This window comes from Helcococcus sp. SA-HE-C1 (assembly GCF_985670335.1).
On record NZ_OZ484652.1, the window covers coordinates 910,797 to 934,928 of the forward strand.

Below are 24,132 nucleotides of genomic sequence, written 5' to 3' on the forward strand. Positions count from 1 at the left end.
ACAAAACCTATTAAAAGGAGACTAAATTGAAAAGAAATTTAAATAATACTTTATTAAGTGTATCAAAAAAAATATTTCAAGTACTGCTTTTATTCTTGTTTGTATTAGGAATTATAGTGACAATCATAGGTGCCATGTTGGGAATATCTATGGTAAAAGTTGCTGAAAAATCTCCTGATATAGACCCGAATAATATTTTATTATCATTAAATGAAAATTCTAGAATATATGATAAAGATGGAAAATTAATAGAGTCAATTGCATTAGATGAATATAGAGAATTATTGAAACATAAAGATATTCCAAAGCATTTACTCGATGCTATTGTTGCAATTGAAGATGAAAGGTTTTATAAACATATTGGTATTGACCCTATTGGTATCATTAGAGCTATTATACAAAATATGAAATCTAGTAATATAGTTGAAGGTGGTTCCACAATAACTCAACAATTAGTTAAGAACGTTTATTTAACAAACGAAGTAAAGTGGGATAGAAAAATAAAAGAAATGTACCTTGCTCTAAAAGTTGAGAAAACCTTATCAAAAGATCAAATTCTTGAAGCATATCTAAATAGAGTTTTTTTAGGGCAACACGCCTATGGAGTAGAAGCTGCAGCTCAGACTTATTTTTCAAAATCAGCAAAAGATTTAACTTTAGCTGAATCAGCTACAATCGCTGCTATAGCTCAATCTCCTTCGTCATTTTCACTCTTTAAGGCATATAAACCTTCCACAGTACCTGAAAATGCTGAAACAGCTGGTGAATACAGTTCTGTTGGAATGAAATTTGTCGCAGTAAAAAATGATAAAGTTATTCCTAGAAAAAATCTTGTACTTAATAATATGTTGAAACAAGGATTTATTACTCAAGAAGAATATGACAAAGCTAAGGATGAAGATGTGATGGCATCCGTTAAAGCTGGAACTAAAAAAGTTGCTGATATCCCATCACAAATTTCAAATTATATAAAGACCGAAGCTATAAATCATATTATGGAAAGTCAAAAACTTAATAAAGATGAAGCGAGAAATCTTTTATATACTGGTGGTCTAAATATATATACAACAATTGACTGGGATGCTCAAAAGAAACTAGAGGAAACCTACGAAAATTTCACTAATTTATTTAAGAAAAATAATGGCAATCCTAGAAAACAAGTTCAATTAGATGAAAATAAAAATATTATTGCAAATGGAAAAACATTATTCTATAAAGAAGATAATTTACTTACAAAAAATAACGAAATTTACGTACCAAAGGGATACTTTAATGTGTCTGATAATGGAGACTTAAAAATTGAAGCATCTAGATTAACAAGAACTAAATACGGTTTTTATGTTTCACCATTCTATAAAATAAATGATAAAGATGAAATTGTAACATACAATATTTCTTCTGTTGAACTACCTGAAGAAAGTGTTGAAAAAACTAATAATGGATTTACAATAAAATCCGAATACCTAAAAAAAGTAAAAGATTTTTATAGAATTGAAGATAATAAATTAGTAATAAACAAAAAGTATTACAACGTTCAAACTGAGGGTACCGTACAACCACAATCATCAACTGTCATTATAGATAGTAGAACTGCAGATATTGTTGCTATGGTTGGTAAAAGAGGTAATAGTAAAGATAACACTATTGATAGAGCAACTAACTATCCTAGACCTACCGCTTCAGTTATTAAACCATTATTAGTATATGGACCTGCTATTGAATCCGGTCGAACCTTAGCTTCTCCAGTCGATGATACACCTTTACAAATGTTAAATAATAAACCATGGCCACAAAATGTGTATCATGGTTATAAAGGTATAGTAACTACACGTGAAGCATTAAGACAATCAATGAATGCTCCTGCAGTTAAAATATTTAATGATGAGGTAGGAATAGAAAACGCTAAAGAATATTTGAAAAAATACGGTATCATTAGTGAAACTAACCCAGAAAATGATAATTTTATTACTAAAGCAGAAAATCCAAAACAAAATGATGAAAATTTAGCACTATCAATAGGGGCAATGTCTAAAGGATTTACAGTTAAAGAGGTTGCTTCAGCTTTTCAAACTCTTGCGAATAATGGTGAAAGAATAAAATCTACTATTATTTCAAAAATTTCTGCTAAAGATAAAGATATATATATTAAGGATGACAAGCCGATAAAAATATTTTCAAAAGAAACAACATTTTTAGTGACTGATGTTTTGAAAGACTTAGTAAGTGGAAGTTACTATAAAGGCACTACAAATTCATACGGAATAGACACTGCCGGTAAAACAGGTACATCTGACTCAAATAATGACTTTTGGTTTAGTGGATATAACCCATATTACACAGCCACAACTTGGATTGGTTATGACGATTCAAGATTAACAATGCCAGGATCATCAAACTTAGCTGCAAAATTCTTTGGTATGTATATGAATAAGATACTTGAAGGAAAAGAATCAGCAAATTTTGAGAAACCGAAAAATATAACTCAAGCTGAAGTAAGTGCTGTTGATGGTCTACTACCAAATGAATATACAAGTCGTGATCCAAGAGGAAGCAAAATTATAACTGAATACTTTAGAAAAAATTATGTTCCTTCAGTTAAATCTAATTCTCATGTATTACTTAATGTTGATAGAAGAAATAATTTAATCGCTCAAGAAAACACACCAAGTTCTTTTGTATATCAGAAAGTATTTATAAATAGACCTATTAAATATGATCCACAAAAATTTAATGGATTAGTCCCAGATGATTGGGCGTATAATGCTCCAACTAAAGTTTCTGATTTACCATGGACAGATGTTACAACAACTAAAACACTTGAAGATGGCACTATTATAGAGACTACTACTAAAGCTAATGGTGTAGTGGTTGTTAAACAGAGCCGTCCTGATGGTATAACTATAATTCAAACAACTAATCTTGATGGATCAGTTTCTACAGAAATAATTAGGCCTGAAACAGAAAATGAAACAAATCAGGAAAATCAAGATTCAGAAGAAACTAATAAAGAAGAGGATTTAGAAGATTAAAAATTTAAATAAATATAATTATAGTATATTTATATTATTGTGAAAGGAGTGTCATGAAAAAAAATATTTTAATTGTAGAAGATGAAAAAGGAATTGCTATAATGGAGCAAAATTACTTAAAAAAATCTGGATTTGAATGTACTATAGCTCATGATGGTTCGGAAGCTGTTAATTTATTTTATGAAAATCATTACGATTTAATAATATTAGATTTAATGATTCCAAAGCTAAGTGGTGAACAAGTATTAAGTTTAATCAAAGAACATTCTGATGTTCCTGTTATTTTAGTTACAGCTAAAGTGAATGAAAAAGATGTTATTTCTGGGCTTAGAAATGGTGCTGATGACTATATTAAAAAACCATTCTCTGGAAATGAATTAGTAGAAAGAGTTAAAGCCGTCTTAAGACGTGTAAAAACGTCTAATAATGACGACATGATTGTGACTAAAAATGGTAAATTAAAAATTGATCTTAAAAATAATAGAGTGTTAAAAAACGATGAAGATGTTGCTTTAACAAAAAACGAACTTCTCATTATTCAAACACTATATAAAAATCCATCAAAAACTTTTACAAGAAACGAAATAATAGAAATATCGTTTGGTTATAGTTATGACGCTTTCGATAGAGCTGTAGATACACATATAAAAAATATCAGACAAAAGATTGAAGATAATCCTAAAAACCCTATTTATATCAAGACCATTTATGGTCTTGGATATAAAGCTGGTGACGTAAATGAGGTTTAGTGAAAGAATAAAAAGGAGTTTTATCGTTGTTTTAGTAATATTACTGTTAGCAACAGGAATAAGTTCCTCTATACTTTTTAATAATTCACTTAATAATTTTCTCATAAATCAAAGAAGAAAAGAATTTAATCAAATAGCTAAAGATATTCAAAAATTAGTACGTTCTAAAGATACTTTAACCGACTATTCTTTAGAAAATTACGCAAAAAATAAAAATATAAATATTACTTATTTTTTAAAAAGGGATAAAGAATATTTTAGACATTATATTGGTATTAACGCTGAAAAAAATAATAATATAAATTTAGTTTCTGAGAAATATATTCTGGTAAATGATGAAGAAAAAGAAATTGGATATCTGAAAATTTCATACGTTGAAGATGTTTTTGAATATGATCAAAGCTCAAAAGAGTTTTATACTAATATGATAAGAAACTATGCTTTTATATTTATCTTAACTCTTATTTTAGCATATTGGGCTACAATTTATATAAATAAGTCACTAAATAATTCTATCGTTGATATAAAAGAAAAAACTAAAAAAATTAGAAATAAAAATTATAATTTAACTCCTGTTAAATATAATATTTACGAATTAGACGAATTGTCTGATGATATTAATTTTTTAGCAAAATCTCTCAATATGCAAGAACAATATAGATCTGATTATGCAAGAGATATTGCACATGAACTTAGAACACCTATAACCAATTTATTACTTCATCTTGAAGGTATCCACGATGAAATTATTGAGGCTGATAAGACAACTATTGATCTATTATTATCTGAAGTAAAAAGAATTAATGTTATGATAGATAACTTAGAAACTTCTTTCAACAAAACTGAAGAGCTTGTATCCATAAATATAGAAGAAATTAATTTATCAGATTTGGTAACAAATGTTTCTAATTCATTTTTACCTCTTATGAATGAAAAAAATATTAAACTAGAAAAACATTATAATGATAATATTATAATTGAAACAGACAAAAACAAAATGACACAAATACTTATAAATATCATTTCAAATGCTATAAAAGCTATAGAATACAATGGCCTTATAGAAATTTCAATTGAATCATTTTCAAATAGACATGTTATTAGAATTAGCGATAATGGTATCGGCATGGATACTGATGAAATTAGTCAAATATTTGATCGATTTTATAGAGTTGATAATGTAAGAAACACAAAAGTAAGTGGTCATGGACTAGGACTATCAATAACAAAAAATTTCATAGACTTACTTGGATATAATATTTCTGTTAATTCTACACCTAAAAAAGGAAGTGAGTTTATTATTACAATAAATAATTAAATATAATAATAACACTGGTGATTTTTCTATCAGTATAAATTTTGATTTGAAAAGTACCCTCTTTACTGTACAAAACAGTAAGGAGGGTTTTTTAGCAATATTTTTCAATTCTTATAGGAATAGCGTGTGGTTTAATTTTACACAACTTTAATAAAATGAATCATATTTATTTTGAATCTATTTTCTTTTATTTTTTATATTTTTTCTGTAAGAATTTCATTGTAATTTCTTTTCAGGAAGTATAAAATTATAGTCCCTTTTAGTATTGATGATATAGAAATAGCAGAATAAACACCTACATATCCATAATACTGCATTAAAATATATGCAATAGGTACTCTTAAAGCATTAAATATTATTGAAATAGTAGAGGGAATTCTGGTTTTACCTAGACCATTAAATATACCTGATACTCCGATTTCAATAGCCATAAATAGTTGTGAAAATCCTAATATTAATAAATACTTAGCTCCGGCTTCTAATGTAACAGGATCATTTGGAACAAATAAATTAAATAACTGGTATCTAAACCCTATTATTATCGCTGTACTAGATATACCTACAATTGCAATGAATGTAATAGATTTTTTTATAATTTGATTTAGTCTATCAAATTTCTTTGCACCATAATTTTGTCCTACGAATGAAATTATTCCTCCACCAAGACCTTCCGAAGTCATCCATGTTAATGATTCTATTTGAGAGCCAACTGATAATGCTGCCATTGGCGTAGTACCAAATTCAGAAATAAATTTCACTAAGATCATTGATATTATTGCATGAAACATATTCATTATACCAACAGGTATCCCAATCTTAAATTTATTTACTATGTCTGATATTTCAAATTTTCCTTTTAGTATCCCATAATAAATTTCATTTTTAGTTCTTACAATGTCAAATGTTAATATTAATAATACGACTATCTGTGATATAACCGATGCGTATGCTGCCCCTGCTACACCAAAACTCTGAAATGGGCCTATACCAAATATAAAAAGGGGGTCTAAAATAATATTTAGCATCAAACCTATTACATTGGCTATAAATGGATAAAAACTATTTCCAAGACTATAATATATGCTTGAAAATAGTATATTTGTTCCCATAATTATAAATCCAAGTGACATAATATTTAAATAGCTTATTGCAAACCCGTGTATACGAGGTTCAAGATTATAAAATCCTATAATAGAGTTAGAAAATAAATTTACTATCAAAGTATATATTACCATTGATATCACTAATAGAATAAATCCATTTTTTATACTATTATTCATTTTTTCTTTTCTATTTGCTCCATATTCTTGTGCAACATCAACACTAGTTCCAATTCTTGAAATTAATATTATAGATGATGCAATCCATACAAAAAAATGAGCTGCACCACTGGCAGCTACTGCTCCTTTTCCTAATCGTCCAAGCCATGCAGTATCTGTCATATTGTATGCCATATTTACAAAGGCTGTAGCCATCAGTGGAGCACTAAGTAGTATTAATTTGTTTAAAATATCACCTTCTAATAGGTTTATTTTTTTATTTTTTCTCATTTTTTATATTACTCTTCTGTGTTCTATCATATATTATCCTCATACCCTCAAGGGTTATATCTTTATCTACTTTTTGGATATATTTTGATTTTTCAGAAATCATATTTGAATATCCTCCCGTAGCAATTATGCTGCAATCATTTGTGTTTGTTCCCAATTCTTTTATTATTTCTTCTGTTATATTATCAACCAATCCCACAAAACCATATACAACCCCTGATTTTATAGCATTTATTGTTGTTTTTCCAATAGCTGACTCTGGTATTTCAGATGAAACTCTCGGAAGTTTTGATGTCCTTTCAAATAATGCTTCTGAAGAAATTCCCATTCCTGGAGCAATTGCTCCGCCTAAATATTCCCCATTTTTAGAAACTACATCAAATGTAATTGCCGTTCCCATATCTATGAGAATAGCTGGCAGTTTATAGTTTTCAATCATAGCAACAGAGTTGGCTATTCTATCAGCTCCTACTTCCCTAGGATTATCATATTTAATCGGCATGCCAGTTTTTGTATTTTCACCTACAACTACCGCCTCTTTGTCTAAAAATTTTATGCTCATACTCTTAAATGTTTGCTGTAAAGTAGGTACAACTGAAGCTATAATCACATCATCAATATCATTAATGCTAAAATTTTCTGTCTTTAAAAGAGAAGTAATTTGAGAACCATATTCATCTGAAGTCTTTGTGATTCTAGACTCTAATCTCCACGAAATTAACTTTTTTTTATTTTCGTAAACTCCCAAAACTATATTTGTATTTCCAATATCTATTAAAAGTAACATCTTAAATCCTTTTTCTTTCAAATTTTAATAAAGCTAATATAATTGGTGTTGAAATTACTATACTTAGAATCATCTCCACTAAACCATTTGTGGTAGCTACTCCAAATAAAAATCTTAGTGCTGATTTACCCGCTCTACCTGTTGCTGTCATATATTGCTGTGCATATATAATGTAGATTAATGATAATACTCCTATCGTATTTACCAATGACCCAATTCCTGAAGCTAACATAATATATATCTTTTTTCCTTTTTGAGACAAAACAAAATGTTTTGATATATATCCAACTACCAATCCTATTAAAATTCTCGGTAAGACAGATATAATCGGATTCATAAAAATAAATGATGTTACTGTTGGCCTAAGTAGTGCATTTGCCATAGATGCAAAACCAAAAATAGCTCCTAAAATAGCTCCAAGCTTTGGACCTTTTACAACTGCAATTATGATAACAGGAATATGCACTATTGTTGCATTTATCGGCCCTACTGGTATAAATCCTATTCCAGGTATTGCTAGCATTACAAGTATTATTGCTGTCATAACTCCTAAAAGTGTTAAATCTTTCAAATTTTTCATTTCTTCTCCAATCTAGTTCATAAAGATACCAGTTATATTTTATTTTAATTTATTTTTTTAATTTATATGTTCTAAATAATCCATCAACTTCAGATACATCTTGTGGTTTTAATTTCATATATGAAGTCTTTTCTTGAAACCCTTCTTTGTAATCTACTACAAGCTCTCCCTTTTCAACTTGAAAAGCCCATTTTTTTACTTGATTCCATTCTATGAATTTTGAATCGATTACAAATCCATTCTCTGCAAAATGATTAGGGGTCGTGTATTCAACAGTCAAAACTATTATTAGTAAAGCCATTAAAAGACCTGTAACATATTGGCCTTGAAAAATACTTAATACTGAAAATACAAGAATTAGGAATCCAAGTCCCATCATAACTTTACTAATATTTTTCTTAAATCTAAATATTTTTCCTTCTAATTTTTTTTGAGCTTGATATGTCTTAAATATTTTCCAGATAAAAAATAGAGAAAGGCCTCCATACATTATATATATAACAAGCCCGGAACTAGGTCCTGGTTTTTGATTTTGAGTTAATAACATTTTATACCTCGTCTTCCTTCAATTTATTATCTTCTTCCTTATCTCTAATTATTATACTTTGATCATATTTTTTAGCGATATTTATATACTCATCAATCCTTATTGTTTCAACTTCTAATAGTCTTTGAGCTAACTCTTCTAAGAATTCTCTATTATTAATAATAAGTTCCTTAGCATTTTCATAAGCATTTTTAATCAGTGTTGTGATTTCGTTGTCAATTTCAATAGCTATTTTTTCAGAATAATGGTCTCCGCTTGAATAGTCAAATCCTCCTAAAAACACATTTCCACTACCGTCATTATATTGAACTGGTCCAAGTTTATCACTCATACCATAAGTTTTAATCATCGCTCTTGCAATTTTAGTTGCTCTTTCAATGTCATTAGATGCACCTGTAGATATATCGCCAAGCACAATTTCCTCAGCTGCTCTACCTCCCAATAATACAATCAGTCTATTTTGCATATCTGTCTTTGTATTAAACGAAATATCTTCATTAGGTAAATATGATGTAAATCCACCTGCACTTCCTCTAGGAACTATTGTAATCATATGAACTGGATCATAATCTTCAATGAATTGTGCTGTAACTGCATGCCCTGCCTCATGATATGCTGTAAGTTTTCTTTCTTTTTCAACAACTACCCTAGATTTCTTTTCAGGTCCTGCCATAACTCTTATAGCTGCTTCGTCTAATATAGACGGCGTGATCCAGTCTTGTCTATTTCTAGCAGCTAAGAGTGCTGCTTCATTTGTTAAGTTTTCCAATTCAGCTGGTGAAAATCCAGCAGAAGATTTCGCTACATTTTCTAAATTCACTTCTGGTGATAATTTCTTTTTCTTAGTATGCACTCTTAAAATTTCTAATCTTTCTCTAACATCAGGCATACCGATTTGAATAGTTCTATCAAATCTACCCGGTCTTAATAATGCAGGATTTAGTATATCCGGTCTATTTGTTGCTGCAATTATAATGATTCCTTCGTTTTTATCAAAACCATCCATCTCTACTAAAAGTTGATTTAGCGTTTGCTCTCTTTCATCATGTCCACCACCTAGTCCTGAACCTCTTTTTCTACCTACCGCATCAATTTCATCTATAAATATGATACAAGGAGCATTTTTTTTGGCTTCAGTAAACATATCTCTAACTCTTGATGCTCCGACACCGACAAACATTTCAACAAAATTCGACCCACTTATACTATAAAATGGTACTTTCGCTTCACCTGCTACTGCTTTTGAAATATAAGTTTTACCTGTACCTGGTTGACCTACAAGTAATACACCTTTTGGTATCCTTGCACCCTGTTCAATATATTTTCTAGGATTTTTAAGAAAATCAACCAATTCTTCCATTTCCTCTTTTTCTTCTTTTAATCCTGCTACATCTTGAAATGTGATATTATTATTTTTATCAAGATTCATTTTAGCTCTACTTTTACCAAACTTCATAGCCTGATTTGCACCACCTGATCTAGCTATAATAAAATACCAAATCAATGCAAAACCACCTATCATTAAAATTGTTGGTAGAATTTGAAAAAATATGCTCTCACCTTCTACAGGTAATCCTCTATATTGAATACTTCCAGATTCAACCTTTGATTTTAAATAATTATCATAAAAATTAAATTGAAATTCTGGAGGCAACTCTGATCTAAAAGTAGTATTATCTTTAAGTATTCCCTCTACTTTTGAACCTTTTGTTGTAATACTTTTGACTCTATCATTTTCAATATTATTTATTAACTTTTCAATAGCTATTTCATTGTTAGATTGAAAAAAATCTCCTACAAACTGAAATAACAGAATTATTAATATAACTAGTATTAAAAATGATAAAAAATTCGATTTCTGTCTTTTCATTATTTCTCCTTTAAAATATAAATTTTTTCATTATAATATTTATCTGTGTAAATATCACCAACACAAATAATTCGTTCGTTAACTTCTATAATAGGCATTAAATCTCTCTCATATTTATCAATTTTTTTGTCAATAAAAAAGTCTTTGATCTTAATATTTTTACCTTCTATAGATAGTCTATCTCCATTTTTTCGGCTACGGATAATTATATCATTATTTTTAGCATTAACCAAATCTGTATTTATCTTTATTCTATAACCATTTATCTGTAATTCTTCTTTTTTTTGATTTAAATTGATTGATTTATGTAATTCATTTGATAAATTTTTCCTAATAATAAATTTATCAAATGAATTATAAAATATTATACCGTTGAGCATAATATCAACTGATCTATCTGAATATAGTACTTTTAAGATCTCCTCATAATGACTTTTCTCAAATTGATAATTACTATTATTAATTTTGCTAATATTTTTTCTTAAAATTTCAGTAATTTCAAATTTAGATAGTTTTCTTAAACTAGATTTCTTGTATACAAATTTATTTTTATCGGATTCTGTTATAATATTTGAGTTTAATTGCACTATATTTTCATCAATATATTTTCTATCTTCTCTAGCTAATTGTGAAAGTTTAATAAGTGCTAAATCAAAATTTTGATTATACCTTTCTTTTATAAGTGGTATCAATTCATTTCTAATCGAATTTCTTGTGTACTCATTTTCAAAATTACTGTCATCTTGAACAAATTTAATACTATTTTTTTCTTGATATTTAAAAATTTCATCTTTCGTAAAATTTAATAACGGCCTAAAAATATTATTTTCAAGCATTTGCATACCAATAAGACCATCAATTCCAGTTCCTCTAATTATTCTCATGAGGATTGTTTCTACTTGATCATCGAGATTATGAGCTGTTGCCAATATCCATGAATCTTTTTTTGTACTTAAAATTTCTGAAACAGCTTTTTTTCTTAGTATTCTACCAGATTCTTCTTCAGAAATTTTATGTTTTTTAGAATATTCTTTCATTGATCCTTTATATATATAACAGGTTAAATCAAGTGAATAACATATTTTTTTTACAAAATTAGAATCTTCATCTGATTTACCGTTTCTAGTCAAATGATTGAAGTGAAAAACTTCTAAACTGTAATTATACTTTTCTTTATTTTTAATGAGTATATCAAGCATAGCCATTGAATCTACACCACCAGAAATTGATGCTAATACATTTTTATTTCTAATTAACTCTAAATTTAAATCATCCATGTATATCTACTCCGACGTTTCTTTTTCACTTTCTGATTCTGTAGATTTCTTTTTTTGACTAGAATAAATTTTTTCATCTTTTTTTATCATCCCAAGCTTTTCTCTTGCTTGTTTTTCAATATATTCTAAATCGTTTGATTTGTTAATTTCATTTTTTAAGTCACTTATTTTGTCTACTAAATCTTTTCTTTCTCTTTTCATCTCAGTATACTCATTTTTTAAATCGGTTATTTTTCGTCTTTGCATAAAGTATTGAAATGCAAAAATTAAAAATATCACCGACGATAGTAGAAGTAAAACATTTACCCTTCTATTTTCTTTTTTTCTTTTATTTATTTCTCTTTTTTTCATACTTAACTCAATATCTTATACATTTCTTCTGCACCTGATTTATGTGAATTATCTCTAGTGTTTAATACTTCAAATTTAATAACTTTATCACCAAACTCAACAGAAACCTTATCACCTATTTGAACATCAGTACCCGCCTTAGCTTCTTTTTCATTTATTTTAACTCTTCCCGAATCACATGCTGACTTTGCAATTGTTCTTCTCTTTATTATTCTCGAATTTTTCAAAAATTTATCTATTCTCATTTTTACCCTTTCTGATTATTGCAATATAATTATTATATCATATTTTTAATATCATAAAAATGTTGATTTGATATGTCTTAAAACAAAAAAAGATTCCCTCGGGAATCTTTTTTCTAATTACTATAACGATTTAATTTTTATAATAATTTTTCGAATTCATTGTGAATCGCTTCAACTTGTGGTCCAATAATAACTTGTACATTCTTTTTACCAGGTCTTGTAACTCCTGGAACTCCTGTTGATTTAATAACTGCTTCATCAACTTTGCTATCATCTTTAACTGTTAATCTTAATCTTGTTGTACAATATGTGTGATCTTCAATATTAGAACTTCCACCTAAACCAACTAAGATTTTTTCTGCCAATTCTCTATCAGATGCGTTAGATTTGAATCCTTCATTTTCACCTTCAACTAAATCTTCTCTACCTGGTGTTTTTAAGTTTAATGCTTTAACAGCTCCCTTAAATATTACAAAGTAAATTACAGCAAATACTAAACCTTGTACGATTAGCATATACCAATTTTTAGCCATTGGGTTCTTAGCACTTAAAATCATATCTGTTAATCCAGCTGAGAAACCAAATCCTGCATACCAACCCAATTGAGCTGATAAAAATACAGATACTCCTGTTAATAGTGCGTGTACTAAATAAAGTCCAGGAGCTAAGAACATAAATGAAAATTCTAATGGTTCTGTAACACCAGTTAATAATGAAGCCAATGCACCTGCAAGTAATAATGATTTAGCATATTTCTTTCTTTCAGGTCTTGCTTCAGTAAACATAGCAACTGCTGCCGCTGGTAAACCAAACATCATAATTGGGAAGAAACCAGCTTGGTACATACCTGGATGGTATGTAGCTGTGATTGATTCTTGTATATTTTTCAAGAAGTTATTAATATCTGCTATACCCACTAAGTCAAACCAGAATACTTGATTTAACGCATGATGTAAACCTGTTGGTATTAAAAGTCTATTAAAGAAACCGTATATACCTGCACCTATTGGACCCATTTTTAATAATGATTGTCCAGTATTTACTAATACAACATAAATTACTGGCCATACGAACAATAATATTAATGCTGCTATCAATGAAATCAATGATGCCATAATTGGAACTAATCTTCTACCTGAGAAAAATGCTAAGAAATCAGGTAATTTAACTGCATGAAACTTATCATACGCTTGTGATCCTATAATACCAGCTAATATACCGATAAACACATTACCATTTCCCACAGCCTTAAATGCAGTTACCTCAAATGCATTTGCTTCTTTCCATGCATCTAATTTAATATGTTTTAAATTAGCTACTGATTCTGGATTTAATAATGTTATTATAGTTAAGAATGAAACTAAACCAGCTACAGCTGCTGCACCGTGATTGTCTTTTGTTAATCCAAAAGCTACACCTACAGCAAATATAATACCTAAATTACCTAATACAGCGTCACCAGCTTTTATTAAAAATCCTGCAATTTGGCTATCTCCACCCCATGCATCTGGATCAATATAATAACCAATCCCCAATAAAATAGCTGCTAAAGGCATAACCGCAACTACTTGCATGAAAAATCTACCTAATTTTTGTAAATATTTCATATTTACCCTCCTATTAATTTTTTTGATATTTTACTATCACATTGATTATATCACAAAATATGTATATTCAAAAAAAAAGTTTACGTTTTCTTATAAAGCACAAAAAAAAATGAAATTTTTGTAAAATATGATAGAATGGGTATATAGAGTTTATCAGTATAAACTAATTATGGTTTATTTGAAATCTAAAAAAATTATTGGAGGATATAATGGGATTATTTAGTACAAAAGTAGAATATTTAGCACCAATGTCAGGTGAATTAATTGATATTACAGAAGTAGATGACGTTACTTTTGCAGAAAAATATCTAGGTGATGGAGTTGCTATAAGACCAACTAACGGAAATGTTGTTGCACCGGTAGATGGAAAAATTATTCAAGTTTTCCATACAAAGCATGCTCTAGGGATTGAATCTAAAGGTGTTGAACTATTAATGCATATAGGAATTAACACTGTTGAATTAAAAGGTGAAGGTTTCGAAGTATATGTAGAAGAAGGTGATAAAGTCAAAGCTGGAGATTTACTAGTTAAGGTTGATCTAGATTTAATAAGAGAAAAAGGGTACCAAACTGATACAGCTATAGTTGTAACAAATATGGATGATATCAAATCTATAAATAAAAAACAAAATGGATTGGTTGCTTCAGGTAAAGATTTAATTTTTGAAGTAAAAAAATAATAAATTAAAATGTCAAGAGATAGCATTTGCTGTTTCTTGACATTTTTATATTTTTTATAATAAACATTAAATTTTCTTCGTAAATTTTTTTACTTCTTCCTCATCTGTAATTTGATATCTATTATTATTAAAAATTCTATAGGATACATTCAAGAAAGTTGTATTATCTTCTTCGTATCCTTTACAAGAAGTATGGATATATCTTACTCCAGTTTTTTTCACAAAATCTTCGACATTTATACTATTTATACCGGCACCTGCAACAATTTCAATTTTGTCGTTAGCAATGCTTAAAATGTCTATAATTGTATCTATTCCTTCAATTGCAGAAACTGCTTGACCACTAGTAAGTACTCTATCACATTTTAATTCTATTAAGAGCTTAATCGCACTTTTATAATCATAAACATTATCGAAGGCTCTATGAAATACAGCAATTTTATTTTTATTATGGATTTTTTCTATTATAATTTTGGTCTTTTCAACATCTATTTCATAATTTTTAGTAAGTACTCCAAAGGCTATGGCATCTATATCTTCATTTAATAAAATATCCAATTCATCTAATAGATCTTCAAATTCTTCATTTGTGTACATAAATCCAGCTTCTCTATTTCTTAACATACAAACAATTTCAATATCAAGATTTTGTACAACTTTTTTTACTAATCCAATTCTGGGAGTTAACCCACCTACATAAAGTGATGAGTTTAACTCAACGGAATCAAATCTATATTTTTCTGCAAGCATTGCTCCTTTATAACTATCTACACACAACTCTTTTTTTATATTCATTTTTCACCTCTATTCTCATACTTTAATATAATTAAAGCTTATATTTTTATTCTACTTTATTTAATGATATAATACAAAATAAACACAAAATGGAGGAAATATGTCAAAAATTTTAATAGAAAAAGAAAATATTTTTTTAAATTTAGATTCCACCAGTAAAGAAGAGGCAATTAAACTTGCTGGAAATAAATTAATTGAAGCTGGATATGTTTCTGAAGGTTACGTTGAATCAATGTTGTTAAGAGAAAAACTTGCAACGACCTACATGGATTATGGTATTGCTATCCCTCATGGGGATAGAGAATCCGAACAATTAATCATTCAATCAGGTATCTGTTTCTTACAATTTAAAAATGGAATTGATTTTGGGCACGGAAATATAGCAAACATCCTTGTCGCATCTGCTGGCAAAGGAAATAACCATTTAAGAATTTTAGCTGTAATCGCTAAAGTTGCACAACAAAATGGTTTAGTTGAAAAATTAAAAACTTCTAATGATATAGACGAAGTTTACAGTGAAATAAAAAAATATATCAAATAATACTAAAAATTTGAGGTGTTTATGCAAAATAAATTAAAATATTACTCTTTAATTGTCTCATGTACCTTATTTTTATCAGCATGTTCTTTATTTTCTAAAAATGAAAATAAGCAAATAGATGAAAGTGTTAAAGAATCAATTTCCGAAAGTTCAAATGAATTGAATGTTGAAACAACTAAAGAAACAACTAAAGAAACTATTAAAGAAACAAAAATTGAAACAACTAAAGAAACCATTAGTGAAACAGTTAAAGAAACTCCAAAGGAAACTATTAAAGAAACAAAGGCTAAAATAAATAATAAGTCTTCATCTAGTTCTGATAAAACAAAAAGGAATAACAACTCTAAAACTAATAATTTATCTACAAAAGCTTACTCATGGAGCTGGGGTTATCCAGCAAATTTAGAATTATTAAAAAAATATAATGGAATATATAATTTAGGTACAAAGAATACTATTTATCTCACATTTGACAATGGATATGAATATAAAAATTTAACTCCAAAAATATTAGATACATTAAAGAATAATAATGTTAAATCTACTTTTTTTGTAACATCGTCATATATTAAAAATAATGCTTCAACAGTAAAAAGAATGCTTTCAGAAGGGCATAATGTTTCTAACCATACAGATAAACATCTACATCAAGGTAAAATTTCTAATGAAAAAATAAAAGAAGATATACTTGGATGGGAAAGAGATTTTAAGAAAGTAATAGGACACAATCCTACTTCAAAACTGATGCGTCCACCTGCTGGATCATATAGTGAAACGAGTCTAAAAATCGCATCAGAGCTAGGATATAAAACTGTATTTTGGCACTATGCATATAGAGATTATGAAGTGGACAATCAACCTGATGCTGATAAAGCCCTACAAAAAGCATTAAAATTTAATAGAGATGGTTCTATTGTATTACTTCACGCTATATCCGAAACCAATTCAAAAATTTTAGATGAGTATATCAAGAAAACTAAATCTCAAGGCTATAAATTTGAGCTATTAGAATAAAAAACTGTACCGATTTATTTGACTTAACTTCAAAAATTTGGTTTTAAATACCAGATTTTTGAAGTATTTCAAATCAGCACAGTTTTTATTTTATAAATTATTAACTAGGTTAACGAGAGATTTTACCGCTTTCTCTTCATCTTCACCATCTGCTTTGATGATAATTTCTTCATCTTTTAATGCACTCATGCTTAATATACTCATTATAGATTTACCATTATAAACTTTACCATTCTTTTCAACTTCAATTATTGACGAGTATTTTATTGCCTCTTGAATAAATAGTGACGCCGGTCTCGCGTGTAAACCTATCTCATTCTTTACCTTTACAACCAATTCATACATACAACCTCCTAAATAGTAAATTCTATTAGATTGATTATATCACATTGATTAAAAATTTTCTAGATAATTGTAAACCTTATCAATTTATAAAATCCAATATATTATTGCTTTCATAAGAAATTAAAAATAAATTTAATGCTATTCTTTTATCAAATCTTTATATTCTTCATCTGAAAAAAACTTAACTGCATATGAGCAAACAGGCATAACTTTGTATCCTTCTTCTCTTGCTAATTCTGCTACTTTTTCAGTTAATTTTTTGGCTACTCCCTGCCCTCTTAATTTTGGATCTACAAATGTAGAGTCTACAGAAACTGTTTTTTCATCTCTAAATGAAAATCTTAAATATGCATCAGGGCTACTTTCATCACCTACGTAAAATAAATTATCTTTTCTTAATATTTCCATATTTTCTCCTTTTTATTATAAATATATTACATTAAAAGTAGTACTATTATTCCTGGAATTCCAAACACACCTGCAATTAATGCGTTAATGAATGTTGGTTCAATACTTAATCCTATCGCTCCGCCTATCAAGTTAAATAGAAAAAGCAAAACTAGACCTACAACTCCATTCCAAACTAATTTACCTATAATTTTTGCAAATCCAACAATAAATCTTAGACCACCAAAAATTAATGCTACTACAATTACTGCTAAAATAATTTCCATAATTTCCTCCGTATTTTATAGTTACCCAGTTATTAAAATATTATAACATTATAAATATAATGTTATAATATTTTTGATATTTTGATAATAATTAAGTATATATGATATAATATTTACAATGATACAGGAGGATAAAATGAACGATAATAGAAATAATAACGGTTTTTTTAATACCGATACAAAATCTTCATTCAATAATAAGAGTACTAAAACGAGTGTAGATTTTAATTTTAATAGTTTAAGAAATAATAAATTTGCTATCATAACAGCATTTATATTTGCAATAGTTTATTACTATTTTTTACTTCCACCACTTAATATTCACTCGATACATACATGGTTTTATATTGGTGTTATTTTAGCCTTACTTGGTGAATTAGGTGATAGTAAAAATAAGATTTTTTTAATATTTAGATGGGCATATAGACTAATGATTTTAGCTTGTGTAATACTAGTTATAACAGGATTAACAATTTTTAGATCGAAATCTTATGCTGATATTATCAATATTAAAGATGGAAATTTTGCAGAAGATATTGATGAATTACCTATTTCTAAAATACCTACACTAGACAGAGACTCAAGTATAAATGTTGGTGCAAGAAAAATGGGTGAACTTTTAGATTTAGTATCACAATTTAACATTGATGAAGATACCTATACTCAAATTAACTATAGAAATAAACCTGTTCGAGTAACCCCCTTAAAGTACAACGGATTCTTAAAGTATATTTTTAATAGTGGTGAAGGTCTTCCTGGATTTATAAAAATCGATATAGTTAATGGTGATTCTGAACTTGTAAAACTTAAGGATAAAATAAAATTTTCAAAAGAGGATTATTTTTTTAGAGATATAAAAAGATACGCTAGACTAAAATATCCAAGTGAAATATTTAATGATATAAACTTTGAAGTTGATGATGATTCTAAACCATATTGGATTATACCAACCTATAAACCAAAAATTTCATTTTTCTCAGCTATGGATATAAATGGAGCAATTATTATAAATGCATCTACTGGTGAACATAAAAAATATTCATTAAACGAAATTCCTAGTTGGATAGATAGGATTTATAATTCAGATGAAATTATTAAACAACTAAATTGGAATGGAAAATATAAGGGTGGTTTTTTTAATTCAATTTTCGCACAAAAAAATGTATTAAACACAACTAAAGGTTATAATTATCTTGCACTTAAAGATGATTTATACTTATATACTGGATACACATCTGTAGCAGCTGATGAATCTAATGTTGGATTTTTATTATCTAATCTAAGAACAAAAGAAACAAAATTTTATCCTGTTTCTTCAGCAGAAGAGTTTTCAGCAATGAAATCCGCCGAAGGTGCCGTTCAAGAAAAGCAATATAAGGCAACATTTCCATTATTACTAAATATAAAAGGACAACCAACTTATTTCTTATCCCTAAAAGATAACGCTGGATTAATTAAACTGTATGCATTTATTGATGCAAAAAATTATCAAAAAGTCGCAATTGGTAGTTCTGTGGAAATTGCAATGTCAAAATTTATAGGAAGCAATGTGTCTTCAAAAGAAGATTCTGATAATAATTATGAAACTTTTGATAAACAAGGAGTGGTCAGTGATTTTAAATCAGTGGTAATAAATGGAAACACTCATTATTACTTCACTCTTAATGGCGAGAATACCATTTATGTTACAAATATAAATTTATCAGATAAATTACCATTTTTAGAAAAAGGTAAAAATATTAAATTTAAATACTATAAAAAACAAGTAAATGAAGTTATTTTAATAGATAATATAGAATAACTATACTAAAATAAGATAAAAATTACTCCTGATTAGTTTTAGACCTAATTTTATAAGTTAGTTCTTTTTCTAATCAGGAGATTTATGTTCACAAAATTTTTCAAAAATTATGTTTATATTACTATTTTCTTCTATTCTTAAACATCAGTAAACCTGCACCTACACTAGCAACAACAAATATTGCTATTGCAATTCCAATTCCACTATCTCCAGTTTCAGGATTTGGTTTTTGTGAATCACCTGGTTTTACTTCTATTTCTGTTTCTTCATGTGTTTCCTTCTCTGTTTCTGTTTCTTTTGGTGTTTCCTCCTCTCTTTCTATTTCTTTTGAAGTTTCCTTTTCTTTTTCTATTTCTTTTGAAGTTTCCTTTTCTGTTTCTGTTTCTTTTGAAGTTTCCTTCTCTGTTTCTGTTTCTTTTGGTGTTTCCTTTTCTGTTTCTGTTTCTTTTGGTTTTTCTTCTAAAGAATTGTATGCCGCTTGCAATTCTGTTATAGCCTTATTAACTTTTTCTTGTGTTGCATCTTCTTTTTCTATTATTGCTTTTGCAGAGTTTAATTTTTCTTCTAAATTATTAAATGATTTTTGAGTTGAAATTTTTTTCACATCTTCTAAGATAGAAAGTATTTGTTCTATTAATTCTTCTAACTCTGTTTTATTTGCTCGTGTTGAATTTTCAACAATTTCATTACTTAAAGAAATTTCATGTATATTCCTTGATTCACCTTCCCATGTTAACTTAACTGCTAAAACATTCTTATAATCTCTAACATTTATGCGTGCGTATGTTTCCTTTAAATCTCCATGATCAATCCAATCTTCTTTTTCATTTAATAATGCTAGTTTCATATTTTCTTTACCAGAAGTTAAAATTTTAATTGATTTAAAGTCTGTTGGTTTATCTATATAGTAAATCAATTCACCTTTATTTCTCGCTTTGTATGATGTTAAAATATTTCGGTCATCAATAAATGTTTTATTATTATTTTTTTCCTCTAAAGTGTTTATTTTTATATGAGATTTATCTATACTTGGGATATATTCACCGTCATTTAAGACGATTTCATTAAATCTTATCCATCTATCATCCCCTGGCTTATCTTTAGTTAACTCAAATTTAATAAATCTTACTTTTTTAGGTTCAAAAGAGGCTTTTTTATAGTTTATAGATACATCCCTATTTGGAAATGCTGATACAATATTATCTGAATCATCTGTCTCTATTGTCATTACATCTTCAAATTCTTTACCATCTTCACTTACACTGATTTTACCAAACCTAATAAAATCACGTTCACTATCATTTACTATCATTGAAATATTTTTAAGAGAAATAGTTGAGCCTATGTCATAGATTGCATATTTACCTTTAGTTTGAGAATTTTTAAACCATGCCTGAGACCCATAATTTTGATCGAAAGCTGATAACTCATTCTCAAATTTTGCGAAGTTTGTATCTACTAATTTTGTTGGCATAAATTCTTTTGTTTCAATTTTTAATTTACCATCAAAATTTACATCCTCTTCGTTACTATTTATTAATCTTATATATCTTGTAGCCATATCATTTTCTAATTTATCTTTGAAATTAACATTATTCTTAGAATATTGAACTTTCAAATTTGAAGTATTTTCAATATTTTTTATAGTTCTAATTTTTCCTAAGTCTACACCTAAATATTCTCCTTTTTTAACTTTATGTGAGATATTTTCTAATGTAAATGATCCACCTGAAAGTTTTACCAATTCATCCTTCAACTCTTCAATATTTGTAAATATTTTAGATATATTTTTCTTTGTTACACTAAATTCTCTAATACTTGCCCACACTGGAACATTTTCAAGATTTCTAAATCTAATATATTTTGCCGTAATATTGTCTTCAATAGTAATGTTTACATCTTCACCTTTTCTAACCTTTTTAATAGCTGTGTAATTTTTACCATCCATAGAATATTCAACAACCAATCTTCCAAACGTATCTCTAACAGCTCCATCACGACCTTGTTTTATTGTTATATTTCCAATTAGTTGTGGTGAGTTTAATTCAACACCAACAAATGAATCAACATCTAAATGATTTCCTTTTTTACTATAGATTGTTACAGCTGTGCTATTATTTCCGTCAGTAAGTTTTGTCATATCTCCATTATTTGGATTATATGTTCTTGAAAGTTCACTTGAATAAAATCCATTTTTTATCAATTTCTCTTGTTGATCATTTTCATTTTCATCAGTTTTAATTTGTGAGCCTAATTTTTCTTTTAATGTTTTAGAAATTAATGGATTTAATATTTTTCCAGCTGGTTCTGCTAATATAAGCTTGTTTGTAACGTGAGGTGCTTTATGTTTTTTAGATTTTTCTAATAGTTCATTAGCTAATGCATATGAGTCCCATTTTTCAGAAACAGATTCTGAAGTGATTCCTTTAATAAGTAATTTACCTGCTTGTAATAATTCTTCAAAAGAATCTAACCAAGGTTTCATTTCTTCTAAAAGTCCTTCGTTATCATTTTTATTTCTAAATGATTTTATTGAATCTAGAATTTCATCAAATTCTTTTACTAATTTTTCTGATTTAACATTAATTTCTGAAGTATTATCATTTTCTAATGAAGATTTTAATTCATCTACTAATTCTTTAATATTTTGAGACTCTGGTAGAACATATCCATGCCCACTCGGACTCATATCTTGTAAATGACGAGAAATGTTTCTTAATTCCGCTGAAGCATTTGGAGATACATATTCAAATGAATCTTCCCAAACTTTGTCAGCATTGTAATCATCTACATTCCAAGCATAGTTCACGACAGAAAATATCGCTACTTTACTTGCTTGTGCTTGTTGCATCGGATTTGTTACTAAACCGCCTAGATTTTTAATTCCTTTGTCTAGCATATATCCAGGTCCCATCAATAATCTTTGTTGATGATAGTCATTTACAGGCCAATTCAACCAAAAGAAAGGACTTCTTCCAGGATTTCCTTCAGTTGTAGAACCATTCATAAATTTATTAATTGTATCTTGTGATACTTTATTAACTACTGTGTTACCAGTCCAAAAAATTTGTACATTAGACGGAGCTTTGTTTAACACTTTAAGTTCTTGATAATTTCCTTGCCATGAGTGATTATACCCTGCAGGACAGAATAATAAGTCTTCTACATCTCCTTTTTCTTTAACCCAATCACTCATATCGTTTAAGAGTTTTAACAGAAGATTTCTATCTAAACTACCAACATCATCAGCAAGAATACCAAACTGCCTTACTCCATTTTCATACAACTGATTAAACTTATTTTTTAATTCTTGTAGATCGTTATCGTAGTTGTTAAAATTAAATTTTCTACTTGACATAAATGGATGTATCGTCCAAACAAATTTATTATTAGTTCTTTTACCTGTTTCAACTAATTCTTTTATTTTCTTTAGTTCTTCTTCTGGATATTTGTTTCTCCAATTACTTGAGTGATATGGATCATCTTTTGGTGCAAAAATATATGTGTTAGCCTTAAATTGACCTGCAAATTCCATAAGTGATTTTCTATTTTCATGACTCCATGGTATACCATAATAACCTTCTATAAAGCCTCTATATTGAACATCAGCATAGTCGTTTATTTGTAGATTTCTAATGTTATTTTTGCTTTGATTTAAAATTTCTTGTAATGATAAGACACCATAAAATAAATCGCTTTCTTTTTTCGAGTTAATATAAATATTCCCCTTATCGATTATAAGAATATAATGATCATATCCTTTTTCTGGATAAACAATTTTTTTCTCTGCAATCATTTTATTAACAGATTCATTGTTATCTTTTATACTAAGATATACATTTGTCATTTCTGCTGAAACAGTTTCATTTTCAACTATCTGTTTTCCTGAAAACATTTCTCTAATTTTAGATATAGTTTCTTTCTTAACTTCATTAGAATATATAATGTTTACTTTTTCATTTATAACTGTCTCTCCATCTAAATAGTCAATAGATTTAGGAACAGGATAAATCTTATATTGCTTATTTGCCTCTGTTTTAGCACCATTTAGCAAGAATATACCAAATAGTAATACTATTAAACTTAATATCTTTTTCATAGTTGTTTCTTCTCCTCCTTTTTATTTAAGATTTCAACTATAATAACCATATATTTATATGATAACGTTATTTTCATTTTAAATCAATTTCTTATATTATTAATTTGGTATAAACGACCATAAAAATTTAATTTTTTATAATACTAATCATTAATACACTAGTTTATTAATTTTTTTTAATAAATTTATTAGTAAAGTAATCAACCGCTTAATATTTTATATAAAAACAATTTAATAAATATCTTGTATTTACTAATACATTTAAATTAAAAT

21 protein-coding genes are annotated in these 24,132 nt (G+C 27.8%); 7 read left to right on the top strand and 14 right to left on the bottom strand.

Annotation, left to right across the window (positions count from 1 at the left end):
• The first annotated feature begins 26 nt into the window (after positions 1-26).
• Genes AC4KN9_RS04830 through AC4KN9_RS04840 form a run of 3 tightly spaced genes read left to right on the top strand, consistent with a single transcriptional unit; the run spans position 27 to position 5,096 of the window.
• Entirely contained in the window at positions 27-3,029 is a 3,003-nt protein-coding gene (locus AC4KN9_RS04830) for a transglycosylase domain-containing protein (protein ID WP_491017501.1), read from the top strand.
• 53 nt (positions 3,030-3,082) lie between these two features.
• A complete protein-coding gene (locus AC4KN9_RS04835) occupies positions 3,083-3,778 on the top strand; it encodes a response regulator transcription factor (RefSeq protein ID WP_491017502.1) in 696 nt (231 codons plus the stop codon).
• On the top strand, positions 3,768-5,096 hold the full coding sequence (locus AC4KN9_RS04840) for a sensor histidine kinase (RefSeq protein ID WP_491017503.1): 1,329 nt from the start codon (positions 3,768-3,770) through the stop codon (positions 5,094-5,096). Before AC4KN9_RS04835 ends, AC4KN9_RS04840 begins: the two co-directional genes overlap by 11 nt.
• A 194-nt stretch (positions 5,097-5,290) precedes the next feature.
• Here the strand turns inward: AC4KN9_RS04840 and AC4KN9_RS04845 are convergent, their stop codons facing one another.
• From AC4KN9_RS04845 to nagE, 9 genes are all read right to left on the bottom strand, one after another.
• Entirely contained in the window at positions 5,291-6,646 is a 1,356-nt protein-coding gene (locus AC4KN9_RS04845) for an MATE family efflux transporter (protein ID WP_491017504.1), read from the bottom strand.
• Positions 6,633-7,433, bottom strand: a complete 801-nt coding sequence (locus tag AC4KN9_RS04850; RefSeq protein ID WP_491017505.1) for a type III pantothenate kinase — start codon at positions 7,431-7,433, stop codon at positions 6,633-6,635. The genes AC4KN9_RS04845 and AC4KN9_RS04850 overlap by 14 nt, the downstream gene beginning before the upstream one ends.
• Before the next feature lies 1 nt (position 7,434).
• Positions 7,435-8,013, bottom strand: coding sequence for an ECF transporter S component (locus AC4KN9_RS04855; protein WP_491017506.1), 579 nt, complete (start codon positions 8,011-8,013; stop codon positions 7,435-7,437).
• Positions 8,014-8,062: 49 nt separating this feature from the next.
• Positions 8,063-8,560 carry a DUF5673 domain-containing protein gene (locus tag AC4KN9_RS04860; RefSeq protein ID WP_491017507.1) on the bottom strand — a complete coding sequence of 166 codons (498 nt, stop codon included), beginning with the start codon at positions 8,558-8,560 and terminating at the stop codon, positions 8,063-8,065.
• Between the two features lies 1 nt (position 8,561).
• Positions 8,562-10,430: an ATP-dependent zinc metalloprotease FtsH gene (gene ftsH, locus AC4KN9_RS04865; protein ID WP_491017508.1), complete on the bottom strand. Its 1,869-nt coding sequence runs from the start codon at positions 10,428-10,430 to the stop codon at positions 8,562-8,564.
• Positions 10,430-11,707, bottom strand: a complete 1,278-nt coding sequence (gene tilS / locus AC4KN9_RS04870) for a tRNA lysidine(34) synthetase TilS (RefSeq protein ID WP_491017509.1) — start codon at positions 11,705-11,707, stop codon at positions 10,430-10,432. The genes ftsH and tilS overlap by 1 nt, the downstream gene beginning before the upstream one ends.
• 6 nt (positions 11,708-11,713) lie before the next feature.
• A complete protein-coding gene (locus AC4KN9_RS04875) occupies positions 11,714-12,058 on the bottom strand; it encodes an FtsB family cell division protein (protein ID WP_491017510.1) in 345 nt (114 codons plus the stop codon).
• Positions 12,059-12,060: 2 nt separating this feature from the next.
• Complete coding sequence (locus AC4KN9_RS04880) at positions 12,061-12,303, bottom strand: RNA-binding S4 domain-containing protein (RefSeq protein WP_491017511.1); 243 nt, start codon at positions 12,301-12,303, stop codon at positions 12,061-12,063.
• Between the two features lie 137 nt (positions 12,304-12,440).
• Positions 12,441-13,910, bottom strand: a complete 1,470-nt coding sequence (gene nagE, locus AC4KN9_RS04885; RefSeq protein WP_491017512.1) for an N-acetylglucosamine-specific PTS transporter subunit IIBC — start codon at positions 13,908-13,910, stop codon at positions 12,441-12,443.
• A gap of 209 nt (positions 13,911-14,119) precedes the next feature.
• On the opposite strand from nagE, the gene AC4KN9_RS04890 reads away from it, so the two are divergent.
• Entirely contained in the window at positions 14,120-14,590 is a 471-nt protein-coding gene (locus tag AC4KN9_RS04890) for a PTS sugar transporter subunit IIA (protein WP_491017513.1), read from the top strand.
• 66 nt (positions 14,591-14,656) lie between these two features.
• Here the strand turns inward: AC4KN9_RS04890 and AC4KN9_RS04895 are convergent, their stop codons facing one another.
• Positions 14,657-15,385 (bottom strand): copper homeostasis protein CutC, encoded by a 729-nt coding sequence (locus AC4KN9_RS04895; RefSeq protein ID WP_491017514.1) that lies wholly within the window; start codon positions 15,383-15,385, stop codon positions 14,657-14,659.
• A gap of 100 nt (positions 15,386-15,485) precedes the next feature.
• On the opposite strand from AC4KN9_RS04895, the gene AC4KN9_RS04900 reads away from it, so the two are divergent.
• Both AC4KN9_RS04900 and AC4KN9_RS04905 read left to right on the top strand, forming a co-directional pair.
• On the top strand, positions 15,486-15,926 hold the full coding sequence (locus AC4KN9_RS04900; RefSeq protein ID WP_491017515.1) for a PTS mannitol transporter subunit IIA: 441 nt from the start codon (positions 15,486-15,488) through the stop codon (positions 15,924-15,926).
• 21 nt (positions 15,927-15,947) lie between these two features.
• On the top strand, positions 15,948-16,940 hold the full coding sequence (locus AC4KN9_RS04905) for a polysaccharide deacetylase family protein (protein ID WP_491017516.1): 993 nt from the start codon (positions 15,948-15,950) through the stop codon (positions 16,938-16,940).
• Between the two features lie 90 nt (positions 16,941-17,030).
• Here AC4KN9_RS04905 and AC4KN9_RS04910 read toward each other — a convergent pair whose 3' ends face one another.
• The 3 genes from AC4KN9_RS04910 to AC4KN9_RS04920 all read right to left on the bottom strand — a co-directional run bounded on the left by AC4KN9_RS04910 (position 17,031) and on the right by AC4KN9_RS04920 (position 17,959).
• On the bottom strand, positions 17,031-17,285 hold the full coding sequence (locus AC4KN9_RS04910; RefSeq protein WP_491017517.1) for an HPr family phosphocarrier protein: 255 nt from the start codon (positions 17,283-17,285) through the stop codon (positions 17,031-17,033).
• 138 nt (positions 17,286-17,423) lie between these two features.
• A complete protein-coding gene (locus tag AC4KN9_RS04915) occupies positions 17,424-17,693 on the bottom strand; it encodes a GNAT family N-acetyltransferase (RefSeq protein WP_491017518.1) in 270 nt (89 codons plus the stop codon).
• Positions 17,694-17,719: 26 nt separating this feature from the next.
• On the bottom strand, positions 17,720-17,959 hold the full coding sequence (locus AC4KN9_RS04920; RefSeq protein ID WP_491017519.1) for a pro-sigmaK processing inhibitor BofA family protein: 240 nt from the start codon (positions 17,957-17,959) through the stop codon (positions 17,720-17,722).
• A gap of 136 nt (positions 17,960-18,095) precedes the next feature.
• Here AC4KN9_RS04920 and AC4KN9_RS04925 point away from each other — a divergent pair, with 136 nt between their 5' ends.
• Complete coding sequence (locus tag AC4KN9_RS04925; RefSeq protein ID WP_491017520.1) at positions 18,096-19,760, top strand: hypothetical protein; 1,665 nt, start codon at positions 18,096-18,098, stop codon at positions 19,758-19,760.
• A gap of 121 nt (positions 19,761-19,881) precedes the next feature.
• Here AC4KN9_RS04925 and AC4KN9_RS04930 read toward each other — a convergent pair whose 3' ends face one another.
• Positions 19,882-23,859, bottom strand: a complete 3,978-nt coding sequence (locus AC4KN9_RS04930; RefSeq protein ID WP_491017521.1) for a beta-N-acetylglucosaminidase domain-containing protein — start codon at positions 23,857-23,859, stop codon at positions 19,882-19,884.
• Positions 23,860-24,132: the final 273 nt, after the last annotated feature.